Origin of the sequence: Branchiibius sp. NY16-3462-2, from assembly GCF_001594145.1 — a bacterium.
Taxonomy (GTDB): Bacteria; Actinomycetota; Actinomycetes; order Actinomycetales; family Dermatophilaceae; genus Branchiibius.
In genome coordinates this window covers 105,087-125,010 of record NZ_LVCF01000046.1, presented here as the reverse complement: position 1 = coordinate 125,010, position 19,924 = coordinate 105,087, and the positions used below count along the sequence as shown (strand labels likewise).

Sequence of the window (19,924 nt, the reverse complement as noted above, 5' to 3'; positions counted from 1 at the left end):
GAAGCATGGCTGAGACTGAATCCGGGCTTCCCATCCAGGCGGTGTACGACGACCTACCGTCGAGCTTCTCGCAGGACGCCCTGGGGGAGCCGGGTCAGTATCCCTTCACCCGCGGTGTCTACCCCAGCATGTACACCGGTCGTCCCTGGACGATGCGGCAGTACGCCGGATTCGGCACCGCGGCCGAATCCAACGCTCGTTACAAGGAACTCGTCGCCAACGGCACCGGTGGCCTGTCGGTCGCCTTCGATCTGCCCACCCAGATGGGCTACGACTCCGACGCACCCCTGGCCCACGGCGAGGTCGGCAAGGTCGGCGTGGCCATCGACTCCCTGGACGACATGCAGGTGCTCTTCGACGGTCTGCCGCTGGACCAGGTCAGCACCTCGATGACCATCAACGCACCAGCCTCCACCCTGCTGTTGCTCTACCAGTTGACCGCACAGGCGCAAGGGATTCCGGCCGACAAACTGACCGGCACGATCCAGAACGACGTGCTCAAGGAGTACATCGCCCGCGGCACCTACATCTACCCGCCCGCCCAGTCGCTGCGCCTGATCAGCGACATCTTCGCTTACTGCCACAAGGAGATTCCGCGCTGGAACACGATCTCCATCAGCGGTTACCACATGGCAGAGGCCGGTGCGACGCCCGTGCAGGAGGTGGCGTTCACGCTGGCCAACGCGATCGCCTACGTGCGGGCCGCGCAGGCAGCGGGTCTGCACGTGGACGATTTCGCCCCGCGGTTGTCGTTCTTCTTCGTGGCGCGCACGACGCTGCTGGAGGAGGTCGCGAAATTCCGTGCCGCGCGGCGGATCTGGGCGCGGATCATGCGCGACGACTTCGGCGCGAAGAACCCCAAGTCGCAGATGCTGCGCTTCCACACCCAGACCGCCGGTGTGCAACTGACCGCCCAGCAGCCCGAGGTCAACCTGGTGCGGGTGGCCCTGCAGGGATTGGGCGCCGTGCTGGGCGGCACCCAGTCGCTGCACACCAACTCCTACGACGAGGCGATCGCCCTGCCGACGGCGAAGGCGGCCCGACTGGCGCTGCGTACCCAGCAGGTCATCGCCTACGAGACCGACGTGACCAAGACGGTCGACCCGTTCGCCGGTTCGTACGTGGTGGAGGCACTCACCGATGAGCTCGAGGAAGCGGTGCTGGACCTGATGAAACAGGTCGAGGATCGCGGGGGAGCGGTCCCGGCGATCGAGGAGGGCTTCCAGAAGTCCGAGATCGAGAAGACCGCGTATGAGACTGCGCTGCAGATTGATTCGGGCGAGCGGGTCGTCGTCGGTCAGAACAAGTTCACGATCGACGCGGAGGAGCCCTACGAGCCGTTGCGGGTCGATCCCACCATCGAGGCCCAGCAGAGCGAGCGACTGGACCACCTGCGACAGTCCCGGGACAACGCCGCCGTGGAGCAGCACCTCGCCGCCCTGCAGAAGGCCGCGACCGGTACCGACAACGTCTTGTTGCCGATGCGTGACGCCCTCGCCGCACGCGCGACCGGCGGTGAAGTGGCGGATGCGCTCCGCGAGGTGTGGGGCTCATACGTGCCCCGAGACAGCTTCTGATGTGGCGCTTGCTGACCTTTGTCGCGAACCACTACGTGTTGGTGGTCGTCTGCTTCCTGGCGTTGGTCCTGCTGGTGGTGCTGGCGGCCGGTCGAGGAGCAGTCTGACTGGCTGACTACGCTGGTGGGCGCTGTGGATACCGCTTTGTCAGACCTCATCGCCGCCCGTGTGGACGCGCTCGAACCCGAGTTGATCGCCCTGCGGCGCGATCTGCACGCCCATCCCGAGATCGGGTACCAGGAGCACCGCACGACCGAAGTGATCCGTGAGCGGCTGGAAGCCAGCGACGTGCGCACCCGCCGGCTGGATGGCACCGGTCTGGTCGCCGAACTGGGTGCATCGCAGCCCCGGATCCGGATCGGCCTGCGCGCAGACCTGGATGCGCTACCCGTGCAGGAGCAGACGGGGCTGTCGTTCGCTTCGCGTGAACCGGGGATGTGTCACGCGTGCGGACACGACGTCCACAGCGCGGGTGTCCTCGGCGCGACGTTGGCCCTTGCCGCCGTGGAGCATTGGTTGGTCGAGTCCGGCGTCGCCGTGCGGGTCATCTTCCAGCCTGCTGAGGAAGTGCTGCCCGGAGGCGCCGAGTCGGTTGTCGCACAGGGCGAACTCGTCGACGTCGACCGCATCTTCGCGGTGCACTGCGATCCGAGCATCGACGTCGGCACCGTGGGGCTGGCGGCCGGTCCGATCACCGCCGCCTGTGATGACGTCACGGTGACCGTGAGCGGTCGTGGTGGTCACACGTCGCGCCCGCACCTGACCGGTGATCTCACCTACGCGCTCGCCAAGGTGATCACCGACGTACCCGCTGTTCTGTCCCGCCGCCTCGATCCCCGGGCGGGTGCCGCTCTGGTCTGGGGGGCGGTGCACGCGGGCAGCGCACCCAACGTCATCCCCTCATCAGGTACGGCGCGCGGCACCTTGCGCATGCTGGACGCCCAGGCGTGGCTGAAGGCCGAGGGACTGGTGCAGCAGATCGTGCACGAAGTGGTTGCTCCCTACCAGGTGCACGCTGAGGTTCATCACGAGCGCGGAGTGCCGCCGGTGGTCAACGACGAAGCGTGCATCGACGCGCTCCGGACCAGCACGACGCAGCTGATCGGGCCGGATGCCGCCGTGGGCACTCCGCAGTCGCTCGGCGGCGAAGACTTCTCCTGGATGCTGCAGAACACTTCCGGCGCGCTGGCCCGGCTCGGCACGCGCACCCCGGGCGGCGCGACGTACGAGTTGCACCAGGGCAATCTGGTCGTCGACGAAGCTGCGATCGCCATCGCGGCCAAGGTGTTGTCCGGCGCCGTTCTCCAGACAGGTGGCGTGAGTTCCAGCTGAGCCCGCCGCGCTCTGTACCCTGGGCGTGGGGGAATACCGCTGATTCTGAGGGAACTTGTGACTGATCGCCGCCTGCCCGCTTGGACCGTGGCCGTGCCGAAGGTTGACCGTCGAACGGTCGTCCGTACCGCAGCATGGACGACTCCGGTGCTGATGGTTGGTGCGACCACGCTGCCCGCGGCGGCTTCCCCTCTGTCCGACCCGAACATCGTCAACGTCACGGGGTTCGGATCGGTCGTCCGGTGCAGCGTCGTGCCCGCTGGGACGGTGACGTTCACGGCGTACATCGGTCAGAATTTCGCACCGGTCGGGTCGGCGGTCACCATCACGTTGCCGGCCGGTCTGTCCTTCACCAGCGGCAACCCGCAGACACAGACGGTGACCGTCGGTGCCAACGGCCTGGTCAGCGTTCCCGCATTCAAGGTGACCGGCGCCTCGGGCGCGTATGCGATCACGGCGACGTTCCAAGGCGTCTCCGACGCCGGTGTCGGGCTGGTCACTCCGAACGCGGGGCCGGTGTACGAGTTGTTCCGCAGTGTCGGCGGCAGCGGCGATCCGGCCACGATCACTTCTACGGTCACGGGTGTCACCAACGGGCTCACGGGCGCTATCTCCGGTGATCAGGGTTCGACCACCTCCGGTCCGTCCAACGGCTCCAACGTGGCCATCGTGACGCAGGCGGGAACAGTTGCGTACTGGGGACGCAGCCTGGGTGGCAGCGCTGCCTCGCCGGTGACCCTGCAGTTCGGGGGCGCCACCCTCACCGGGCTCAAGAGCGTCAGCACGTGGACGAGCGTGAACACCGGCAACGACACCGCCGGGGGCGTGACAACGGACGGCACGTCGGTCTACCAGCTGTTCAGCCCGGCCGTCGGCGGCCCGACCACGGTCACCAAGGTCGGCGGCATCTCGGGGACGGTCCTCGACGTCCAGGCAACCGACGGCTACGGCTACGCCCTCACGTCGAACGGGCTGTACTACTGGGTGGACAACGCCACCGGAACACCGACCGCGACGTTGATCGCGGGAAGCGCCGGGGCTACGGCGTTCAGCGCCTACAGCACCCGCACGGGTACGGGCACGACCGGGCCACTCACCTTCGGCGGTTCGTTGCTGATCGCCGGCACCGTGCGCAGCTGGTCGCAGGGGTTCACCCTGTCGACGGCCACGAACGCGCCGACCAGCGTGGTGAAGCTGGTCGCCGAGCCAACGGCCACCTGGGCGTTGACCGGTAGCGGCGACCTCTACGGGATCGGGTCCGCGGTAGGCAACACCACGGCCTGGAAGAACTTCGCCAGCAACATCAAGACGTTCGACAGTTGGGGCTACAACGGCTACACCGGCGGGGTGTGGATCACCCAGGACGGCAAGGCCATCCAGTTCTTCAGCCACGGCAGTACAACGCTCGACACGCTGGATTACACCCAGTACTTCGGCGGGAAGAACGTCGTGCAGGTGTTTGCCTCCGACGGAGGGTACTTGGCGCTCACCGCCGACAAGCAGGTGTACGCCTGGACGGGGAACAACGACAACGGCGGTCGAAAGACGCCCGCTCCCACCGGCATCACGAATGCGACCGACCTCGCCGTCTGGGGCCTGCATGCGGGCGACTACTGGGGTGGCGGCTTCATCATTGCCGGCACGGATTGTCCGTAGTAACCGATAGTCTTCCTGACCGTGCCCGAACGTCGTTTGCCCGAATGGGCTCTTCCTGTTCCCCAGGTGGACCGCCGCACCCTCGTGCGAGGCGCGGCGTGGAGCGCCCCGGTGCTCCTGGTGGGGGCGACGGCGCTACCCGCATCGGCATCGCCCTTGTCGGACCCGCGCATCGTCTCCACTACCTGCTTCGGGTCGGTGACCCGTTGTTCGACCGTTCCCGCCGGGACGGTGACCTTCACGGCGTACGTCGGCCAGAACGTCGCCCCCGTGGGCTCCACCGTCACGATCACGCTGCCCGCCGGACTGTCCTTCGTCGCCGGTGCCCCGCAGACCCAGACCGTCACGGTGGGTGCCAACGGACTGGTCAGTGTCCCCGCGTTCAACGGCACCGGTGCCGCGGGCAGTTATTCGATCCAGGCATCGTTCACCAGCGGGGGCAGCACCGTCACGGCGGCGTGCACAGGCACGTTGCTCGCCGGCGCCGGCACCGTCGTGGAGGTCACCCGCTCGGTCGGAGGTGGCAGCACGGCACCGACGATCTCCACGGCTCCGGTGGCAATCTCCAACGGTCTGATCGGCGCGACCTCCGGCGACAACGCCGGTCGCAACACGGCGATCGTCACCGCCACCGGCACGGTCGCGTACTGGGGCGACAACTTCAACGCCTCGCGCACGAGTCCCGGCTCGTTGGGCAGCAACGCCAAGACCGTGAGCGCCTGGACCAGCTCGGGCAGCAACACCGCCGGCGGCGCCTACAGCACCACCGACGGCAAGGTCTATCAGTTCTACAGCAATGGCAACGTGACTCCCACGGTGCTGCCGGTGGCCGGGATCTCCGGGACGATTCTTGATGTCCAGTCGACTGACCGGTACAGCTACGCGTTGACTTCGTCCGGCCTGTATTACTGGGCGAACGCCACCGGATCCGTCGCGCCCACGGCGACCCTGGTGCCCAATACCGCTGGCGCCCTGCAGTTGAGCGCGTTCGGGGGGTACAACTGGCAGTCGGCTCCCAACAATTTCCAGTACGGCGGGGCGATCGTGAAAGCTGACGGCACCGTGTGCACCTGGAGCCAGGGCTTCACGTTGAGCTGCTCGGCCAGTTCACCGAGCCCGGTCGTCAAGATCGAGGCCGGTCCGGGTCTGGCCAGCGCTTCCGGCATCGGTGCACCTGTCGTCTGGGCACTGACCGCCTCCGGGGAGTTGTACTCGATTGGTTCGGCGTTCCCCACCACCGCCCAGCAGACCACGTGGACGCAGCGGGCGACCGGGGTCAAGACGTTCGACGCGTGGGGTTTTCAGGGGTACACCGGCGGCGTGTACGTCACCAACACCGGCTCCGTTATCCAGTTCAACGCGGCCACCGGCTTTGCCTACAACATCTCTGACGAGACCAGCTACTTCGGCGGTAAGAACGTCGTGCAGGTGTTCTCATCCGACGGAACCTACTTGGCGCTGACCGCGGACAAGCAGGTGTACGCGTGGGGCGGCAACCTGGACAACACCGGCGGCCGGAGTCATCCCGCGAACCAGTCGGTGGCCAACGCGGTGGACCTTGAGGTCTGGGGCTACCACGTGAACAACGGCAACTTCTACGGCGGCGGCTACGTCATCACCGGCGAGGCCTGCTGACCTCGACGGCGGTCATCTTCCGCGCAGCACCAACAGGCGCCGCGCGCAGCAGTAGAACGTCGCGCAGAAGACGATCGGCAACCACGGGCGCAGGTCGGAGTCACTGCTGCGCAGAATGAGGAACGAGCTGAGGCTGCCGGCAATCAGGTAACAGACGATCCATTTCATGAGCTTTCCTCTCATTGCAGGGTCAGGAGCAGGCACAACAGGGGTACGACGCGTGCGGGCGGGATCTCATACCGTCCCCTTCCGGCGGTCTGCAGCCAGCCGCCTGCGGCCAGCGCCCGCAAGTGGTGGTGCAGTTGTCCGGTGGTGCCGATGTGCGGATCATCCGCCAGTTCGGCAGCGGTGGTCACTCCGGAGTGGACCAGGTGCAGCAGGTGCAGTCGCACCGGATTTCCCAGTGCCGCAAGGGGACCGGCCCTCTCGGACCAGTCCTGGTCGCTCAGCGCTGCGTCGGTGAGCGCGACCTGCCACTGCGCACCGTGGCTGGACCCGGCGATCAACGCGCCATCAGTACCCAGGCGATCCTGCAGCGCCTCGACCGCCCAGAGGTCAACCGCCGGGACCGGTGCCGGCGCTCGTTCCAGGCGCTGCAGCCGTCGGTCGAGGTCCGCGACGGCGGCCTGCCAGGAAGCAGTGTTTGCCATAGAGCAAATATACGTAATTACGTAAAAACTTGCAATAACGGTTCGGTCCCAGTGATGCGTCCAGCACGTCGATCTGCTGTGTCCGGCCTGAACGGGCCGTTAGGGTAAGTCCGATCATGTTGCTGCCCTGACGAAGGAGATCTTGTGCAGGCCCTGAAGAAAATCGCGACAACTTCCGCTGTCGCCGCCCTCGCGATCGGTATGGCCGCGTGTGGCTCCAACTCGAGCACCGGCTCGTCGCCGTCCGGCACGGGCGCCGGCTCAGGCACCGGCACCTCCGGCGCCAGCCTGAAGGTCGGGATGGCCTACGACGTGGGTGGTCGCGGTGACCACTCCTTCAACGACTCCGCCGCGGCGGGTCTGGACGAGGCCGAGAAGAAGTTCGGCATCACCCCGACCGAGGTCACGGCCAACTCCACGGACAACGACGCCACCCGGGTCCAGCGGCTGCAGCAGCTGGCGCAGAACGGCAACAAGGCCATCGTCGCGGTCGGCTTCAGCTACGCCACGGCGGTCGGCAAGGTCGCCAAGCAGTTCCCGAACGTGGACTTCGCGATCATCGACGATGCCTCGGATGCCTCCAAGGGCGACAACATCGACCAGATCACCTTCACTGAGCAGGAAGGTTCGTTCCTCGCCGGTGTCGCAGCGGCCAGCACCTCCAAGAGCGGCCACATCGGCTTCGTCGGTGGTGTGCAGAACCCGCTGATCCAGAAGTTCCAGGCTGGTTACCAGGCCGGCGCCAAGTACGTGAACCCGAGCATCAAGATCGATGTCACCTACCTGACCCAGCCGCCGGACTTCAGCGGCTTCGCCGACCCGGCCAAGGGCAAGACGGCCGCCACCGGCATGTTCCAGAACGGTGCCGACGTGGTCTACGCCGCGGCCGGTAAGTCCGGTGACGGTGTGTTCCAGGCCGCCAAGGCGGCCGGTACCGGTCACTGGGCGATCGGTGTGGACTCCGACCAGGCGCTGACTGCCGACCCGTCGGTCCGCGACGTCATCCTGACCTCGATGGTCAAGGGCGTGAACGTCGGCGTGTTCAACTTCCTGACCCGGGTGCATGACGGCACGTTCAAGGGCGGCAACACCGTCTACGGCCTGAAGGACAAGGGTGTCTACCTGTCCACGACCGGCGGCCACATCGACGGCCTGAAGGACAAGTTGGCTGAGGTCGAAGCCAAGATCACCTCCGGTGAGATCAAGGTGCCGAGCACTGTTTGATCACCGCTGAGGGGGCCCGGTCGCGCGGTAGTGTGCGACCGGGTCCCGTTGCGTGTGTCGTCGTTCGTGTCACCAAGGAGCTGAGAAGACCCCCATGACTTCCGCAGAAGCCCCGCCCGCGGTCGAGTTGCGCGGCATCACCAAGCGATTCCCCGGTGTCGTGGCCAACAAGGACGTCGACATCACCGTGAAGGCCGGCACCATCCACGCCATCGTGGGGGAGAACGGCGCCGGCAAGTCGACGTTGATGAAGATCCTGTACGGCGTGCAGAAACCGGACGAGGGCACCATCACCGTCGCCGGGGAGCAGGTGGAGTTCGCCAGCCCGGCCGACGCGATCGCGCACGGGATCGGGATGGTCTTCCAGCACTTCAAGCTGGCCGACAACTTCACCGTGACCGAGAACGTCGTGCTCGGCGCGGAGAACCTGCACGGGATCGGCGCGGGGGCGCGCGATGAGATCAATCGCATCTCCACGGCGTACGGGCTGCACGTCAACCCGGACACGATGGTCGACCGACTCGGCGTCGGTGCCCGTCAGCGGGTCGAAATCCTCAAGGTGCTCTACCGCGGAGCCAAAATCATCATCCTCGACGAGCCGACCGCGGTGCTGGTGCCGCAGGAGGTCGACGAACTCTTCGCCAACCTCGATCTGCTCAAGGCCCAGGGCTTCACCATCATCTTCATCTCCCACAAGCTCGATGAAGTCCGGCAGGTCGCCGACACCATCACCGTCATCCGGCGCGGCACCACGGTGGCCACCGTCGACCCGAAGTCGGTCACCTCCCGCGAACTCGCCGAACTGATGGTCGGCTCGGCCCTGCCGACCCCGCAGACCGAGGAGTCGACCGTTACCGACACGGTCGTGCTGTCGGTGGCCGGGCTGAATCTGCCGTCGCCAGAAGGCGGTTCGCCACTGCTGACCGATATCGACCTAGTCATCCACGCGGGCGAAGTGCTCGGGATCGCCGGCGTCGAGGGCAACGGCCAGGCCGAACTGGTCGAGACCATCATGGGCATCCATGTCCCCGCCTCCGGGAGTGTGACGGTGCTCGGCGAGGACGTGGCCGGCTGGTCCACCCGGGCGATCCGCGAGGCGGGGGTCGGCTACATCCCCGAGGACCGGCACCGGCACGGGCTGCTGCTGGAGAGTCCGCTGTGGGAGAACCGCATCCTGGGACACCAGACTGAGCCTCCGATGGCCAAAGGGTGGCTGATCGACGCCGGCGCCGCACGCGCGGACACCGAGCGCATCGTGCAGGAGTACGACGTGCGCACGCCGTCCATCGATGTCACCGCTGAGTCGCTGTCCGGTGGTAACCAGCAGAAGCTGATCATCGGCCGCGAAATGGCCCACTCGCCCAAGGTGTTGATCGCCGCCCACCCGACCCGTGGTGTCGACGTCGGTGCCCAGGCGGCGATCTGGGACCACATCAAACAAGCCCGTCGGGAAGGTCTGGCCGTGTTGCTGATCTCTGCCGACCTCGATGAGTTGATGGGTCTGTCCGACACGATCCGGGTGATCCTGCGTGGCCGGCTGTCCGGCACGTTCGACCCGGCCACCGTCACCCCGCAGGATCTTGGTGCGGCCATGACCGGTGCCGATTCCAGCAAGGGAGCAGCCTGATGAACCGTTGGCGCCGACTCGGGCTGAACCTGGCCGCCCCGTTGCTGGCGATCATCGTCGCCGTCATCGTCACCTCGATCATCCTGGTGCTGTCCGGAGATCCGGTCGGACCGGTCTGGAAGGTGTTCCTGTCCAGCCCCGTCGAGGGTGCCTGGGCGCGGATGATCAACGACACCGCGGCGTTCTATCTGTCCGGTATCGCGGTGGCCATCGGCTTCCGGATGAACCTGTTCAACATCGGTGTCGATGGCCAGTACCGGGTGGCTGCCTTCGCTGCTGCTGTGCTGGCCGGTGAGGCCTGGTTGCCCGGCTGGCTCAACGTGATCGCCGCGATCCTGCTGGCCATGCTGGTCGGTGCCCTGTGGGCCGGTATCGCCGCCGTGCTGAAGACCTCCCGCGGCGTCTCGGAAGTCATCTCCACGATCATGCTGAACGCCATCGCGACCGGTCTGGTGGCGTGGCTGCTGACCAAGGTGCAGGCCGACAACGCAGGCAGCAACTCCACTGGGACCAAACCGATCCCGGAGAGTTCGCACGTTCCTGCGCTGCCCTTCCTGCAGACCAACATCAGCAACATCTACGGCCTGTCCCTGCTCGCCGTACTCATCGGCTTCGCCTACTGGTTCGTGGTGAGCCGCACCCGGTTCGGATTCGACCTGCGCGCGGCCGGCCAGTCCGACGACGCCGCGCGGGCCAGCGGCATCGACGTGAAGCGGACCGCCATCATCGCAATGCTGCTGTCCGGTGCGGTGGCCGGATTGGTCGGGCTGCCAGCGCTGTTCGGCAACGACTACCAGTACGGCACCACCAGCCAGGCGGGCCTGGGCTTCACCGGTATCGCGGTGGCGCTGATCGGCCGTAACCATCCGGTCGGCGTGGCGTTCGGTGCGTTCCTGTGGGCCTACCTGGCCAACCAGGCCGACAGCCTGCAGATCAACGCCGGGGTCAGCGTGGCCCTGGTCAACATCATCCAAGGGATCATGGTGCTCGCCGTCGTCATTGCCTACGAGCTGGTCCGCCGCCTCGGAGTCCGGATGGAGCAACGACAAGTCGCGGCCGACCTCGCGACACCCAGCGAGCCGGTGGGGGCCCAGGCATGAGCATCGACACTGCCCCCGCCGCCACCTCGCCCGCGGCGCCCAGCCCGGCGCGAGCCCTGTGGGCCAATAAGCGGATCTCGATCCCGCTGGCCATCCTCGGCGGCGTCTTCATCATGTCCGTCCTGCGGGTGGTGACCGGCGCCAACGATATGAACTCCTCCGGTGCCATCGGTGCCGCACTCGGCCTGGCCGTCCCGATCGCCATGGCCGGTCTGGGTGGTTTGTGGTCCGAGCGGGCGGGGATCGTCAACATCGGTCTTGAAGGCATGATGATCATGGGCACCTGGAGCGCGGCGTACTTCGCGCTGAACTGGGGAGCCTGGGCCGGCGTTCTCGGTGCCATCATCGGCGGCGCGATCGGTGGCGCGCTGCACGCGTTGGCCACGGTGGTCTTCACGGTCGACCAGATCGTCTCCGGTGTCGCGATCAACATCATTGGCCTCGGCGTGACCAAGTATCTGGCGGATCGGGTTTTCGGCCGCATGGAAGGCGGCGGCCCGACGCAGTCGCCGGGCCTGCCCGACCTACCCACGGTCACTCTGCCCGGGTCGAGCTTCCTGGCCTCGGTCGAGAAGCATCAGTGGTTCTTCATCTCCGATCTGGCCGGGATGCTTGGCGGCCTGATCACCAACCTGTCGGTGCTGACCATCATCGCTATCGTGCTGGTCTTCGCGTCGGTCTTCCTGCTGTGGCGCACCCGGTTCGGTCTGCGCCTGCGCTCCTGCGGTGAGAACCCCTGGGCCGCAGAGACATTGGGCGTCAAGGTCAACCTCTACAAGTTCATCGCAGTGCTGATCTCCGGTGGTCTGGCCGGTCTGGGCGGTGGCTTCCTGGCGATGGTCGCCTCCAGCAACTACATCGAGGGACAGACCGGTGGCCGCGGATACATCGGTCTGGCGGCGATGATCTTCGGCAACTGGAACCCGATCGGTATGGCCGCAGGTGCGTTGCTGTTCGGCTACACCGACGCGATCCAGTTGCGCGGTGGTGGCACCACCGTGCACGCGCTGCTGCTGTTGCTGGCCGTCATCGTCCTGCTCGTCGGGCTGTGGCAGATCGTGCGCCGGCACCGCTACTGGCAGGGTGTGATCGCGTTGCTGATCGGTGCGGCGCTGTTGGTGATCTACTTCAAGACGGACACGATCCCGACCCAGCTGACCTCGACCACGCCGTACGTCACCACGTTGCTGGTGATGGCGCTGGCCTCGCAGCGATTGCGAATGCCCAAGGCGGACGGGCAGATCTATCACAAGGGAGAGGCTGGATGAGCGTGAGCTCCGTCGATTGGGACGCGCTCACCGCGCAGGCGGTCGAGGCGATGCGGACCGCCTACGCGCCGTACTCCCAGTTCCCCGTTGGCGTGGCCGGATTGGTGGACGACGGCCGGATCGTGACCGGCTGCAACGTGGAGAACGCGTCGTACGGCGTGGGGTTGTGTGCCGAGTGCGGCATGGTGTCGTCGCTGGTCGCCAGCGGAGGCGGCCGGTTGGTCGCCGTGTCGTGTGTGGACGCCCGTGGCGTGTCGCTGATGCCCTGCGGCCGGTGCCGCCAACTGCTCTGGGAGCACGGCGGTGCATCGTGTCTGCTGCTCACTCCCGAGGGCGTGCTGCCGATGTCCGAGGTGCTGCCGCAGGCGTTCGGTGGAGACGACCTGGCGGCCGTGCGCGGGGATTCGATTCATGGCTGAGGGATTCGACGCCGTCGACGTCATCCGCACCAAACGAGACGGTGGCACGCTGTCCGACGGCCAGATCGACTGGGTCATCGATGCCTACACCCGCGGCGTGGTCGCCGATGAGCAGATGTCGGCGCTGGCGATGGCCATCCTGCTGCGGGGGATGACCCGGGCCGAGATCGCGCGGTGGACCGCGGCGATGATCGGCACCGGCGAGCGGATGTCGTTCTCGCAGTTGGGCAAACCGACAGCGGACAAACACTCGACCGGGGGAGTGGGTGACAAGATCACGTTGCCGCTCGCCCCGCTGGTGGCGGTCTTCGGGGTCGCCGTCCCGCAGTTGTCCGGTCGCGGCCTGGGGCACACCGGGGGCACGTTGGACAAGTTGGAATCCATTGCGGGATGGCGCGCTTCGCTGTCCAACGAGGAGATGATGACGCAACTGGCCGACGTGGGTGCGGTCATCTGCGCGGCGGGTTCCGGGCTCGCCCCGGCGGACAAGAAGCTCTACGCGCTACGAGATGTGACCGGCACCGTCGAGTCCATCCCGCTGATCGCCTCCTCGATCATGAGCAAGAAGATCGCCGAGGGCACCGGCGCACTGGTGCTCGACGTCAAGGTCGGTTCGGGCGCGTTCATGAAGACCCAGACGGACGCGGCGGAGCTGGCGCAGACAATGGTGGCGCTGGGCACTGACGCCGGCGTGAAGACGGTTGCGCTGCTGACCGACATGTCGACCCCGCTGGGTCTGACGGCGGGCAACGCCCTCGAGGTGGCCGAGTCGGTGGAGGTACTGGCTGGGGGAGGGCCCGCGGACGTGGTCGAGCTGACGGTCACTCTGGCCCGGGAGATGCTGCAGGCCGCCGGGGTCGATGAGGACCCCGCTCGCGCACTGACCGATGGTCGGGCCATGGACGTGTGGCGCAGAATGATTGCGGCACAGGGTGGTTCACCGGATGCGCCGCTGCCGGTTGCGCGGGAGTCACACGTCGTGACCGTGCCATCCTCAGGGACCCTCACCCGGCTCGACGCGCTTGCCGTCGGCGTCGCAGCCTGGCGGCTCGGTGCCGGCCGGGCGCGCAAGGAGGATGTCGTGCAGGCCGGCGCGGGCGTGGTGCTGCACGCCAAACCGGGTGACGCGGTGACCGCCGGTCAACCGCTGCTGACCCTGTACACCGACGAATCCGACCGGTTCGCAAGAGCGCTCGAGGCGCTTGACGGTGCCTTCGACATCTCTGCGGAGTCCGCGTTCTCACCCCCACCCCTGATCCTGGAGCGTTATGCCTGAGTTGTACGCCTCACCGGCCCGTATCCCCGTGCCCGGCGGCAAGATCATCGAGGAACACATCGGTGCGGCCAGCACGTCTGAGACCCGTGTGTCCGTGGCGCACATGACCGCCCCCGCGGGGTGGAGCGAACCGTTCCAGACGCCGGAGTTCGACGAGTTCACCGTGGTGTTGTCCGGCACCGTGCTGATCGACCACGCCGGGGGGCAACTGGCCGTCGAAGCCGGGCAAGCCGTCAAAACTGCTGCGGGAGAGCGCATCCGGTACTCCTGCGGCCCGGACGGCGCGTCATACATTGCGGTCTGCCTGCCCGCTTTCAGCCCCGAAACGGTGAACCGTGAGCTTTGATACCACCCCCCTGCCGAAGGTCCTGCTGCACGACCACCTCGATGGCGGTGTGCGACCCGCGACAGTGCTCGACCTCGCGCGGGAGACGGGGTACGGCGAGCTGCCGGCTGACAACGCGACGGACCTGGCCGAATGGTTCCGTGCCGCAGCCGATTCCGGATCGCTCGTGCGCTACCTGGAGACGTTCGCGCACACCGTCGGGGTCATGCAGACCGCCGAAGCGCTGCACCGGGTGGCGTACGAGTGTGTGCGTGACCTGTCCGATGACGGGGTCGTCTATGCCGAAGTGCGGTATGCGCCGGAGCAGCATCTGGAGCAGGGGCTGAGCCTCGAAGAGGTCGTCGAGGCGGTGAACGCGGGCTTCCGCGACGGCGAACGGGACGCCGCGGCGGCGGGCCGGCCGATCGTCGTACGTGCCCTGTTGACCGCCATGCGGCACGCGGCCAAGAGCCGGGAGATCGCCGAACTGGCGGTGCGCTATCGCGACGACGGTGTCGGCGGCTTCGACATCGCCGGAGCGGAGGCCGGGTACCCTCCCACGCGGCACCTGGACGCCTTCGAATACCTACGGCGCGAGAATGCCCACTTCACCATCCACGCCGGCGAGGCGTTCGGGCTGCCGAGCATCTGGGAGGCGATCCAGTGGTGCGGCGCCGAACGGCTCGGTCACGGAGTGCGGATCGTCGACGACATCCAGCGGGATGTCGACGGGGCACCGCACCTGGGCCGGTTGGCGGCGTTCGTGCGCGACCGGCGGATCCCCCTGGAGATGTGCCCGTCCTCCAACGTGCAGACCGGTGCCGCGGAATCCATTGCGACGCATCCGATTACCTTCTTGAAGGACCTCACCTTCCGGGTGACGCTGAACACTGACAACCGGTTGATGAGCAACACCTCGATGAGCAAGGAGATGCGCCTGCTCGTCGATGAGGCCGGGTGGGGCAAGACAGACCTGCTGTGGGTGACCCTCAACGCGATGAAGTCGGCGTTCCTGCCCTTCGATCAGCGCCTGCGGCTGATCGAGGACGTCATCAAGCCTGGGTACCGCTGAGCCGCGAACGTACGGCGTCCTCCCGGGCCAACCGTCCGGTGTCCCGTCGGCGCCGCTCGGCCAGGATCGCCGCCAGCACAGCCTCGTTCGGAGCACCGGTCGGCGCGGGCGGCGCGACGTAGGGCCGTACCTGCGCAATGAGCGCGGCAGCGGTCGATTCGCGGGCGGCGGGTAGCAACGTGTGAGCGCGCAGCAGGAACTGCCGGATGGCCAGCGCCAGCCCATCGGGCAACGGCCGGATGTCGGTGTTGCTGACCCACGGTTGCAGTGCGATCGGCTCCAGCGGCGGCTGCGACAACTTGATCGAGGTCTCTTCCCGGACGACGTACGTCCCGGCGGCCAGGTCTCCCAACCGTTTTCCCCGGGTGGACAAGGCCGCGGAGATGAGTGCGGGCAGACCCCAGAAGGAGAAGATCTCGATCAGGGCGACCAGGCCGCGGACCAACGAATGCCGGAAGGTGATCGGCCCACCGTCGTCACGCACCACCCGCAGCTTGAACAGCATCTTGCCGATCGAGCGACCATGGGTGGCGACCTCGATCCCGACCGGGATGAAGAGAACGACGGAGGCGTACATCAGCAGCAGTACCGTCGCGGCGTTCGCGTCCATGCCACCCAGGATGCGGCCGACGCCGAACAGCAACACCAGGAGGATCGCGAAGTAGATCAGCTGGTCGAGTAACCGGGCCACGACCCGTCCGGGCAATGAGGCAGGCGGGATATCCAGCTGGACCGCGTCACCGCTGATCAGCGATCCCGCATCCGCTCCGCGCAGCGCCTGCTCCATGACCGGAACGCTACCGTTACGCGCATGGACCTGGACGCCTACGTGTCGGCGCATCACGCCGAGTGGACGCGTCTGGGCGAGTTGACCAAGCGCCGCCGACTGACCGGCGCGGAATCCGATGAGTTGCTCGATCTCTACCAACGAGTCGGAACGCACCTGTCGGTGATTCGCACCAGCGCACCCGATCCGTCTGTGGTGCAGTACCTCTCGACGCTGCTGACCCGGGCACGGACCCGCGCCCTGGGTGCCCGCACGTCCAGTTGGTCGGACTTCGCGCGGTTCTTCGTGGTCAGCCTGCCGGTCACGCTCTACCGGTTGCGCTGGTGGTGGCTCAGCATCATGGCGATCAGCTTCGGGGCGGCCGCGGTCATCGCCATCTGGGTCATCCGCGATCCGTCGGTGAGCAGCCAGATCGCGACACCGGAGGAGATCAAGCAACTGGTCGACCATGACTTCGCCGACTACTACAGCGAGTACGCCGCGCGCGACTTCGCCTTCCGGGTCTGGACCAACAACGTGTGGGTCGCTGCTGCCTGTGTCGGCGGCGGCATCCTGGGCTTCCCGGTGATCCTGATGCTCTGGTCGAACATGCTCAACCTAGGACTCATGGCGGGGCTGTTGATCTCGCACGGCAAGGCCGGAGTGTTCTTCGGCCTGATCCTGCCGCACGGCCTCCTGGAACTGACCGCGGTCTTCGTAGCGGCGGCAGCGGGTCTGCGGATTTTCTGGTCGTGGGTCGCCCCCGGTGCGATGTCTCGTTCCGCCTCGCTGGGTCAGACGGCGCGCAGCATGATGGTGGTCGTCCTCGGTCTGGTGATCGTGCTCGGCGTGTCAGGGGTGATCGAGGCCTTCGTGACACCCAGTGGGTTGCCGACCTGGGCGCGCGTCGGGATCGGTCTTATCGCCGAGGCCGCGTTCCTGGTCTACGTGTTCACCCTGGGTCGACGGGCCGAGCGGGCCGGGGAAAGTGCCGATCTGAGTGCGGAGGACCGCAGCGCGGAGGCCCCTGTCGCCGGTTAGGTAAGGTAAGCCTTATGTCGCGGACCCGGCGGGAATCGAAGACCTATCCGATCAACGTGCGTGAGTTGCGCGTCCTGGAAGTCAGTGACGTGACGCCGCGGATGCGGCGCATCGTGATCGGCGGAGATCAACTCGGCGCGTTCACCACGCCGGACGGGATCGCCGTACCGCCGTTGCGCAACGAAGGTTTCGACGACCACGTCAAGGTGATCGTGCCGGACGCCGGCCAGCCCCGCGCCGTACCTCCCCGTCAGGTGGAGGGGCACCTGGACTGGTCGGGGGCCTCGGCCGCCAAGGACTACACCCCGCGCGACTGGGATCCGCGCACCGGTCGGCTCACGCTGGACTTCGTCAAACACGACGGCGGCGTTGCCTCGGCGTGGTCGCTCAGCGCCGAGGTGGGGGACCCGGTGCACATCGCGGGTCCGAAGAGTTCCGCCCTGCTGCCAGCCGACGTCGATCGGCTGCTGGTGGGTGGGGATGAAACGGCGCTGCCAGCCATCGGCCGGTTGCTGCAGGAATGGCCCGCAGGGGTCGGCGGTCAGGTCTTCGTCGAGGTGGCGGACGCCGCCGAGCAGCAGGACCTTCCGGTGCCTGACGGGGTCACCCTCACCTGGCTGCACCGGCGTGGCGTGGCTGCCGGGCACAGCACCGTGCTGGCTGACGCGGTGACCGCGATGCCGTGGCCGGACGGGTCGGTCTACTGCTGGTTCGCCGGAGAAGCCATGAGCCTCAAGCCGATCCGGCGCTACCTGAAGGAACGCGGCGTGCCCGCCGACTGCCTGGAGGTCAGTGGCTATTGGCGTCGCACGCAGGAGCGCCCCGAGGTGACGCAGCTGGTCCGGTTGTTGTCGCTCACGCCCCAGATCGCATTGCGTACGGCGATCCGGGAGGGCCTGATCGGCCGCCTCGAGAAGGAACCGGCCGATCCGGCGACCCTTGCCGAGGAGCTGGGTCTGAACGAGACGGCACTGCGTGCTCTTGCACGGGCACTGGTCGCCGAGGACGTGCTGGCCGCCGATGAGGCGGATCCCGCCGTCAACGCCGGCGGCGTGCTGTCTCTCGGCCCGGTCGGTCAGGTGATGACCGAGGAGTACGCCGAGGTGACCGATCCGCGCGCGCAGTACCTCGATCTGTCGGTGGCGTCCGTGACTGCCGCTCTGCGCGGCCAGCACGGCCCGCGCCCCCAGGTGCCCCAGGACCTGCTCACCCAGGACGCAGCCTGGGCCACGCCGTCGCTGGTGCAGCACCACGCCTGGGACTACCCGATGGCGACCGTGATCGGGTCGGCCGCCGCCGCGGTCGCTGCCCAGTTGCACAGCGATGTGCCGGCGCTGCTGGTGAGCACCAACGGTCGACCCGCGCCGGGTGGCGTGGTCGTAGCGTGCTGGTGGCTGGAGCAGTTCACCGACGAGGAAGCGCTGGCCGCTCTCTCGGATCTCGCGGCGCAGTGCCGCCCAGCGGGAGCGACCGCGATCGTGGCCGAGCGGCTGCGGGAGACCGACGAGCAGGTGCACGATCACGACGCCGAGCTGGACCTGCAGCTGCTGGCGGCCTACGGTTCTGGGCTGCGTTCGGCGGACGAGGTCGAATCCCTCGTCACCCGAGCCGGTTTCACGATCCGGGACCGGCAGGAGCTGGGTTGGGACATGCGCTCCTGGGAGCTCACCACAGACCAGCCCGCTTGAGCTGCAGATAGTGATCGACCAGGGCCACCGGCAGAACCCCTGGCGGCTCGTCCAGCACGGTGGCACCGGCGCGTTGCAACGACCCGGCAGTCGCCCCGCGCAACTGCGTCGTGCGCTCGGCGGCGGCGGCGTCGTACACCGCCTTGGCGTCACTGCGGTCCTGCGCCATGGCGGCCACCCCCGGGTCGCTCACGGACGCCACGACGACCCGGTGGTGGGCAGTGAGCACCGGGAGGACCGGAAGCAGGCTCTCGCGCACGACCGCCGGTTCGAGAGCGGTCAGGAGTACGACGAGTGCCCGGGTGCGGGTCAACTGCTGCACCGCCCCGGCCAGGCGGCTCCAATTCGCTTCCACCAGAGCAGGTTCGATCCCGGCCATCGTCGTAACGGTCTCGTGCATGAGGGCGGCTCGGTCGCTGACACCGGTGATGCGCCCCCGGATCTGCTGGTCGCCGAGGGCGATCGAGATGCGGTCACCGGCACGGGAGGCAAGAGCGGTGAGGAGTAGCGCGGCGTCCATGCTGTGGTCCAGCCGCGGTGAGTCGAGCACCCGGGAGGCGCTGGTCCGGGAGGTGTCCAGCAGGATGACCACTCGCCGGTCACGCTCCGGGCGCCAGGTGCGGACCACCGGATGCTGGCGGCGGGCCGTGGCGCGCCAGTCGATACTGCGGACGTCATCGCCCTCGACGTAGTCGCGCAGCGAGTCGAACTCGGTCCCCTGCCCGCGGATCTGCACGGCCGAGTTGCCGTCGATCTCGCGCAGTTGACGCAGTTTGCTCGGCAGGACCCGGCGGCTGGGGAACGCTGGCAGGCAGCGCACCATCAGGTCCATCGGGACGGAGCTCTGGCGGTCAGCGAGCCCGAGTGGACCGCGAATCCGGATGGCGCAGTGGTCTGCTCGTCGATCACCGCGCCGGGTCGGTGTCAGAGTCACCGTGAACCGCTCGCCCTCGCCGGGCGGCAGATCGAAGGCGTGGCGCTCGCCGGAGGCACCCGCCGACGGCTGCCACGCGTCCCGCAGCATCCCGCGCGCACGGCGACCGGACACGTTGCGCAGGGTCACAACGTACGTGCCGGATTCGCCCAACCGGATCTGCGGGGTTTCGGTCCGGGTGATGTCGACCCGGGCCCGGGCCAGCGCGAGATCGAGCAGCACCAGCACCACCACGGCCAACAGCCACCAACCCACCGTGGCGAACGAGGGCCACAGCAGGACGGCGACCACGCCCAGCAGGATGAGGCCGACGGTTCGCCCGGTGATTGCCATC

At 67.4% G+C, this 19,924-nt stretch carries 18 protein-coding genes; 14 read left to right on the top strand and 4 right to left on the bottom strand.

Annotated elements, in window-relative coordinates; genetic code table 11:
• The first annotated feature begins 5 nt into the window (after nucleotides 1-5).
• The 4 genes from AZH51_RS17905 (at nucleotide 6) to AZH51_RS17890 (ending at nucleotide 6,200) form a co-directional block, all read left to right on the top strand.
• Nucleotides 6-1,577, top strand: a complete 1,572-nt coding sequence (locus AZH51_RS17905; RefSeq protein WP_291526220.1) for a methylmalonyl-CoA mutase — start codon at nucleotides 6-8, stop codon at nucleotides 1,575-1,577.
• A gap of 132 nt (nucleotides 1,578-1,709) precedes the next feature.
• Nucleotides 1,710-2,909, top strand: coding sequence for an amidohydrolase (locus tag AZH51_RS17900; RefSeq protein WP_291526219.1), 1,200 nt, complete (start codon nucleotides 1,710-1,712; stop codon nucleotides 2,907-2,909).
• Between the two features lie 147 nt (nucleotides 2,910-3,056).
• The gene (locus AZH51_RS17895) at nucleotides 3,057-4,565 is read left to right on the top strand and encodes a hypothetical protein (protein WP_291526218.1); all 1,509 of its coding nucleotides are present in this window, start codon (nucleotides 3,057-3,059) and stop codon (nucleotides 4,563-4,565) included.
• Between the two features lie 21 nt (nucleotides 4,566-4,586).
• On the top strand, nucleotides 4,587-6,200 hold the full coding sequence (locus tag AZH51_RS17890; RefSeq protein ID WP_291526217.1) for a hypothetical protein: 1,614 nt from the start codon (nucleotides 4,587-4,589) through the stop codon (nucleotides 6,198-6,200).
• Nucleotides 6,201-6,212: 12 nt separating this feature from the next.
• On the opposite strand, the gene AZH51_RS17885 is transcribed toward AZH51_RS17890, so the two are convergent.
• Nucleotides 6,213-6,368 (bottom strand): hypothetical protein, encoded by a 156-nt coding sequence (locus AZH51_RS17885; RefSeq protein ID WP_291526216.1) that lies wholly within the window; start codon nucleotides 6,366-6,368, stop codon nucleotides 6,213-6,215.
• A gap of 11 nt (nucleotides 6,369-6,379) precedes the next feature.
• Nucleotides 6,380-6,850 (bottom strand): winged helix-turn-helix domain-containing protein, encoded by a 471-nt coding sequence (locus AZH51_RS17880; protein ID WP_291526215.1) that lies wholly within the window; start codon nucleotides 6,848-6,850, stop codon nucleotides 6,380-6,382.
• A 144-nt stretch (nucleotides 6,851-6,994) separates the two neighbouring features.
• Between AZH51_RS17880 and AZH51_RS17875 the strand changes: the two genes are divergently transcribed.
• The 8 genes from AZH51_RS17875 to AZH51_RS17840 all read left to right on the top strand — a co-directional run bounded on the left by AZH51_RS17875 (nucleotide 6,995) and on the right by AZH51_RS17840 (nucleotide 15,161).
• Nucleotides 6,995-8,074, top strand: a complete 1,080-nt coding sequence (locus AZH51_RS17875; RefSeq protein WP_291526214.1) for a BMP family ABC transporter substrate-binding protein — start codon at nucleotides 6,995-6,997, stop codon at nucleotides 8,072-8,074.
• Between the two features lie 94 nt (nucleotides 8,075-8,168).
• Nucleotides 8,169-9,701 carry an ABC transporter ATP-binding protein gene (locus AZH51_RS17870; RefSeq protein ID WP_291526213.1) on the top strand — a complete coding sequence of 511 codons (1,533 nt, stop codon included), beginning with the start codon at nucleotides 8,169-8,171 and terminating at the stop codon, nucleotides 9,699-9,701.
• On the top strand, nucleotides 9,701-10,801 hold the full coding sequence (locus tag AZH51_RS17865; RefSeq protein WP_291526212.1) for an ABC transporter permease: 1,101 nt from the start codon (nucleotides 9,701-9,703) through the stop codon (nucleotides 10,799-10,801). The genes AZH51_RS17870 and AZH51_RS17865 overlap by 1 nt, the downstream gene beginning before the upstream one ends.
• The gene (locus AZH51_RS17860) at nucleotides 10,798-12,069 is read left to right on the top strand and encodes an ABC transporter permease (RefSeq protein ID WP_291526211.1); all 1,272 of its coding nucleotides are present in this window, start codon (nucleotides 10,798-10,800) and stop codon (nucleotides 12,067-12,069) included. The genes AZH51_RS17865 and AZH51_RS17860 overlap by 4 nt, the downstream gene beginning before the upstream one ends.
• Nucleotides 12,066-12,488 (top strand): cytidine deaminase, encoded by a 423-nt coding sequence (locus AZH51_RS17855; protein WP_291526210.1) that lies wholly within the window; start codon nucleotides 12,066-12,068, stop codon nucleotides 12,486-12,488. Before AZH51_RS17860 ends, AZH51_RS17855 begins: the two co-directional genes overlap by 4 nt.
• Nucleotides 12,481-13,764, top strand: a complete 1,284-nt coding sequence (locus AZH51_RS17850) for a thymidine phosphorylase (RefSeq protein WP_291526209.1) — start codon at nucleotides 12,481-12,483, stop codon at nucleotides 13,762-13,764. The genes AZH51_RS17855 and AZH51_RS17850 overlap by 8 nt, the downstream gene beginning before the upstream one ends.
• Nucleotides 13,757-14,110 (top strand): cupin, encoded by a 354-nt coding sequence (locus AZH51_RS17845; RefSeq protein ID WP_291526208.1) that lies wholly within the window; start codon nucleotides 13,757-13,759, stop codon nucleotides 14,108-14,110. Before AZH51_RS17850 ends, AZH51_RS17845 begins: the two co-directional genes overlap by 8 nt.
• Nucleotides 14,100-15,161, top strand: coding sequence for an adenosine deaminase (locus AZH51_RS17840; RefSeq protein WP_291526207.1), 1,062 nt, complete (start codon nucleotides 14,100-14,102; stop codon nucleotides 15,159-15,161). The genes AZH51_RS17845 and AZH51_RS17840 overlap by 11 nt, the downstream gene beginning before the upstream one ends.
• Here the strand turns inward: AZH51_RS17840 and AZH51_RS17835 are convergent.
• Nucleotides 15,142-15,948, bottom strand: coding sequence for an RDD family protein (locus AZH51_RS17835; RefSeq protein WP_291526206.1), 807 nt, complete (start codon nucleotides 15,946-15,948; stop codon nucleotides 15,142-15,144). The two genes, AZH51_RS17840 and AZH51_RS17835, sit on opposite strands and share 20 nt — an antisense overlap.
• A 24-nt stretch (nucleotides 15,949-15,972) precedes the next feature.
• On the opposite strand from AZH51_RS17835, the gene AZH51_RS17830 reads away from it, so the two are divergent.
• Nucleotides 15,973-16,968, top strand: coding sequence for a stage II sporulation protein M (locus AZH51_RS17830; RefSeq protein WP_291526205.1), 996 nt, complete (start codon nucleotides 15,973-15,975; stop codon nucleotides 16,966-16,968).
• 14 nt (nucleotides 16,969-16,982) lie between these two features.
• The gene (locus tag AZH51_RS17825) at nucleotides 16,983-18,656 is read left to right on the top strand and encodes a siderophore-interacting protein (protein WP_291526204.1); all 1,674 of its coding nucleotides are present in this window, start codon (nucleotides 16,983-16,985) and stop codon (nucleotides 18,654-18,656) included.
• On the opposite strand, the gene AZH51_RS17820 is transcribed toward AZH51_RS17825, so the two are convergent.
• The gene (locus tag AZH51_RS17820) at nucleotides 18,634-19,923 is read right to left on the bottom strand and encodes a DUF58 domain-containing protein (protein WP_291526203.1); all 1,290 of its coding nucleotides are present in this window, start codon (nucleotides 19,921-19,923) and stop codon (nucleotides 18,634-18,636) included. The genes AZH51_RS17825 and AZH51_RS17820 overlap by 23 nt on opposite strands.
• Between the last annotated feature and the right edge of the window lies 1 nt (nucleotide 19,924).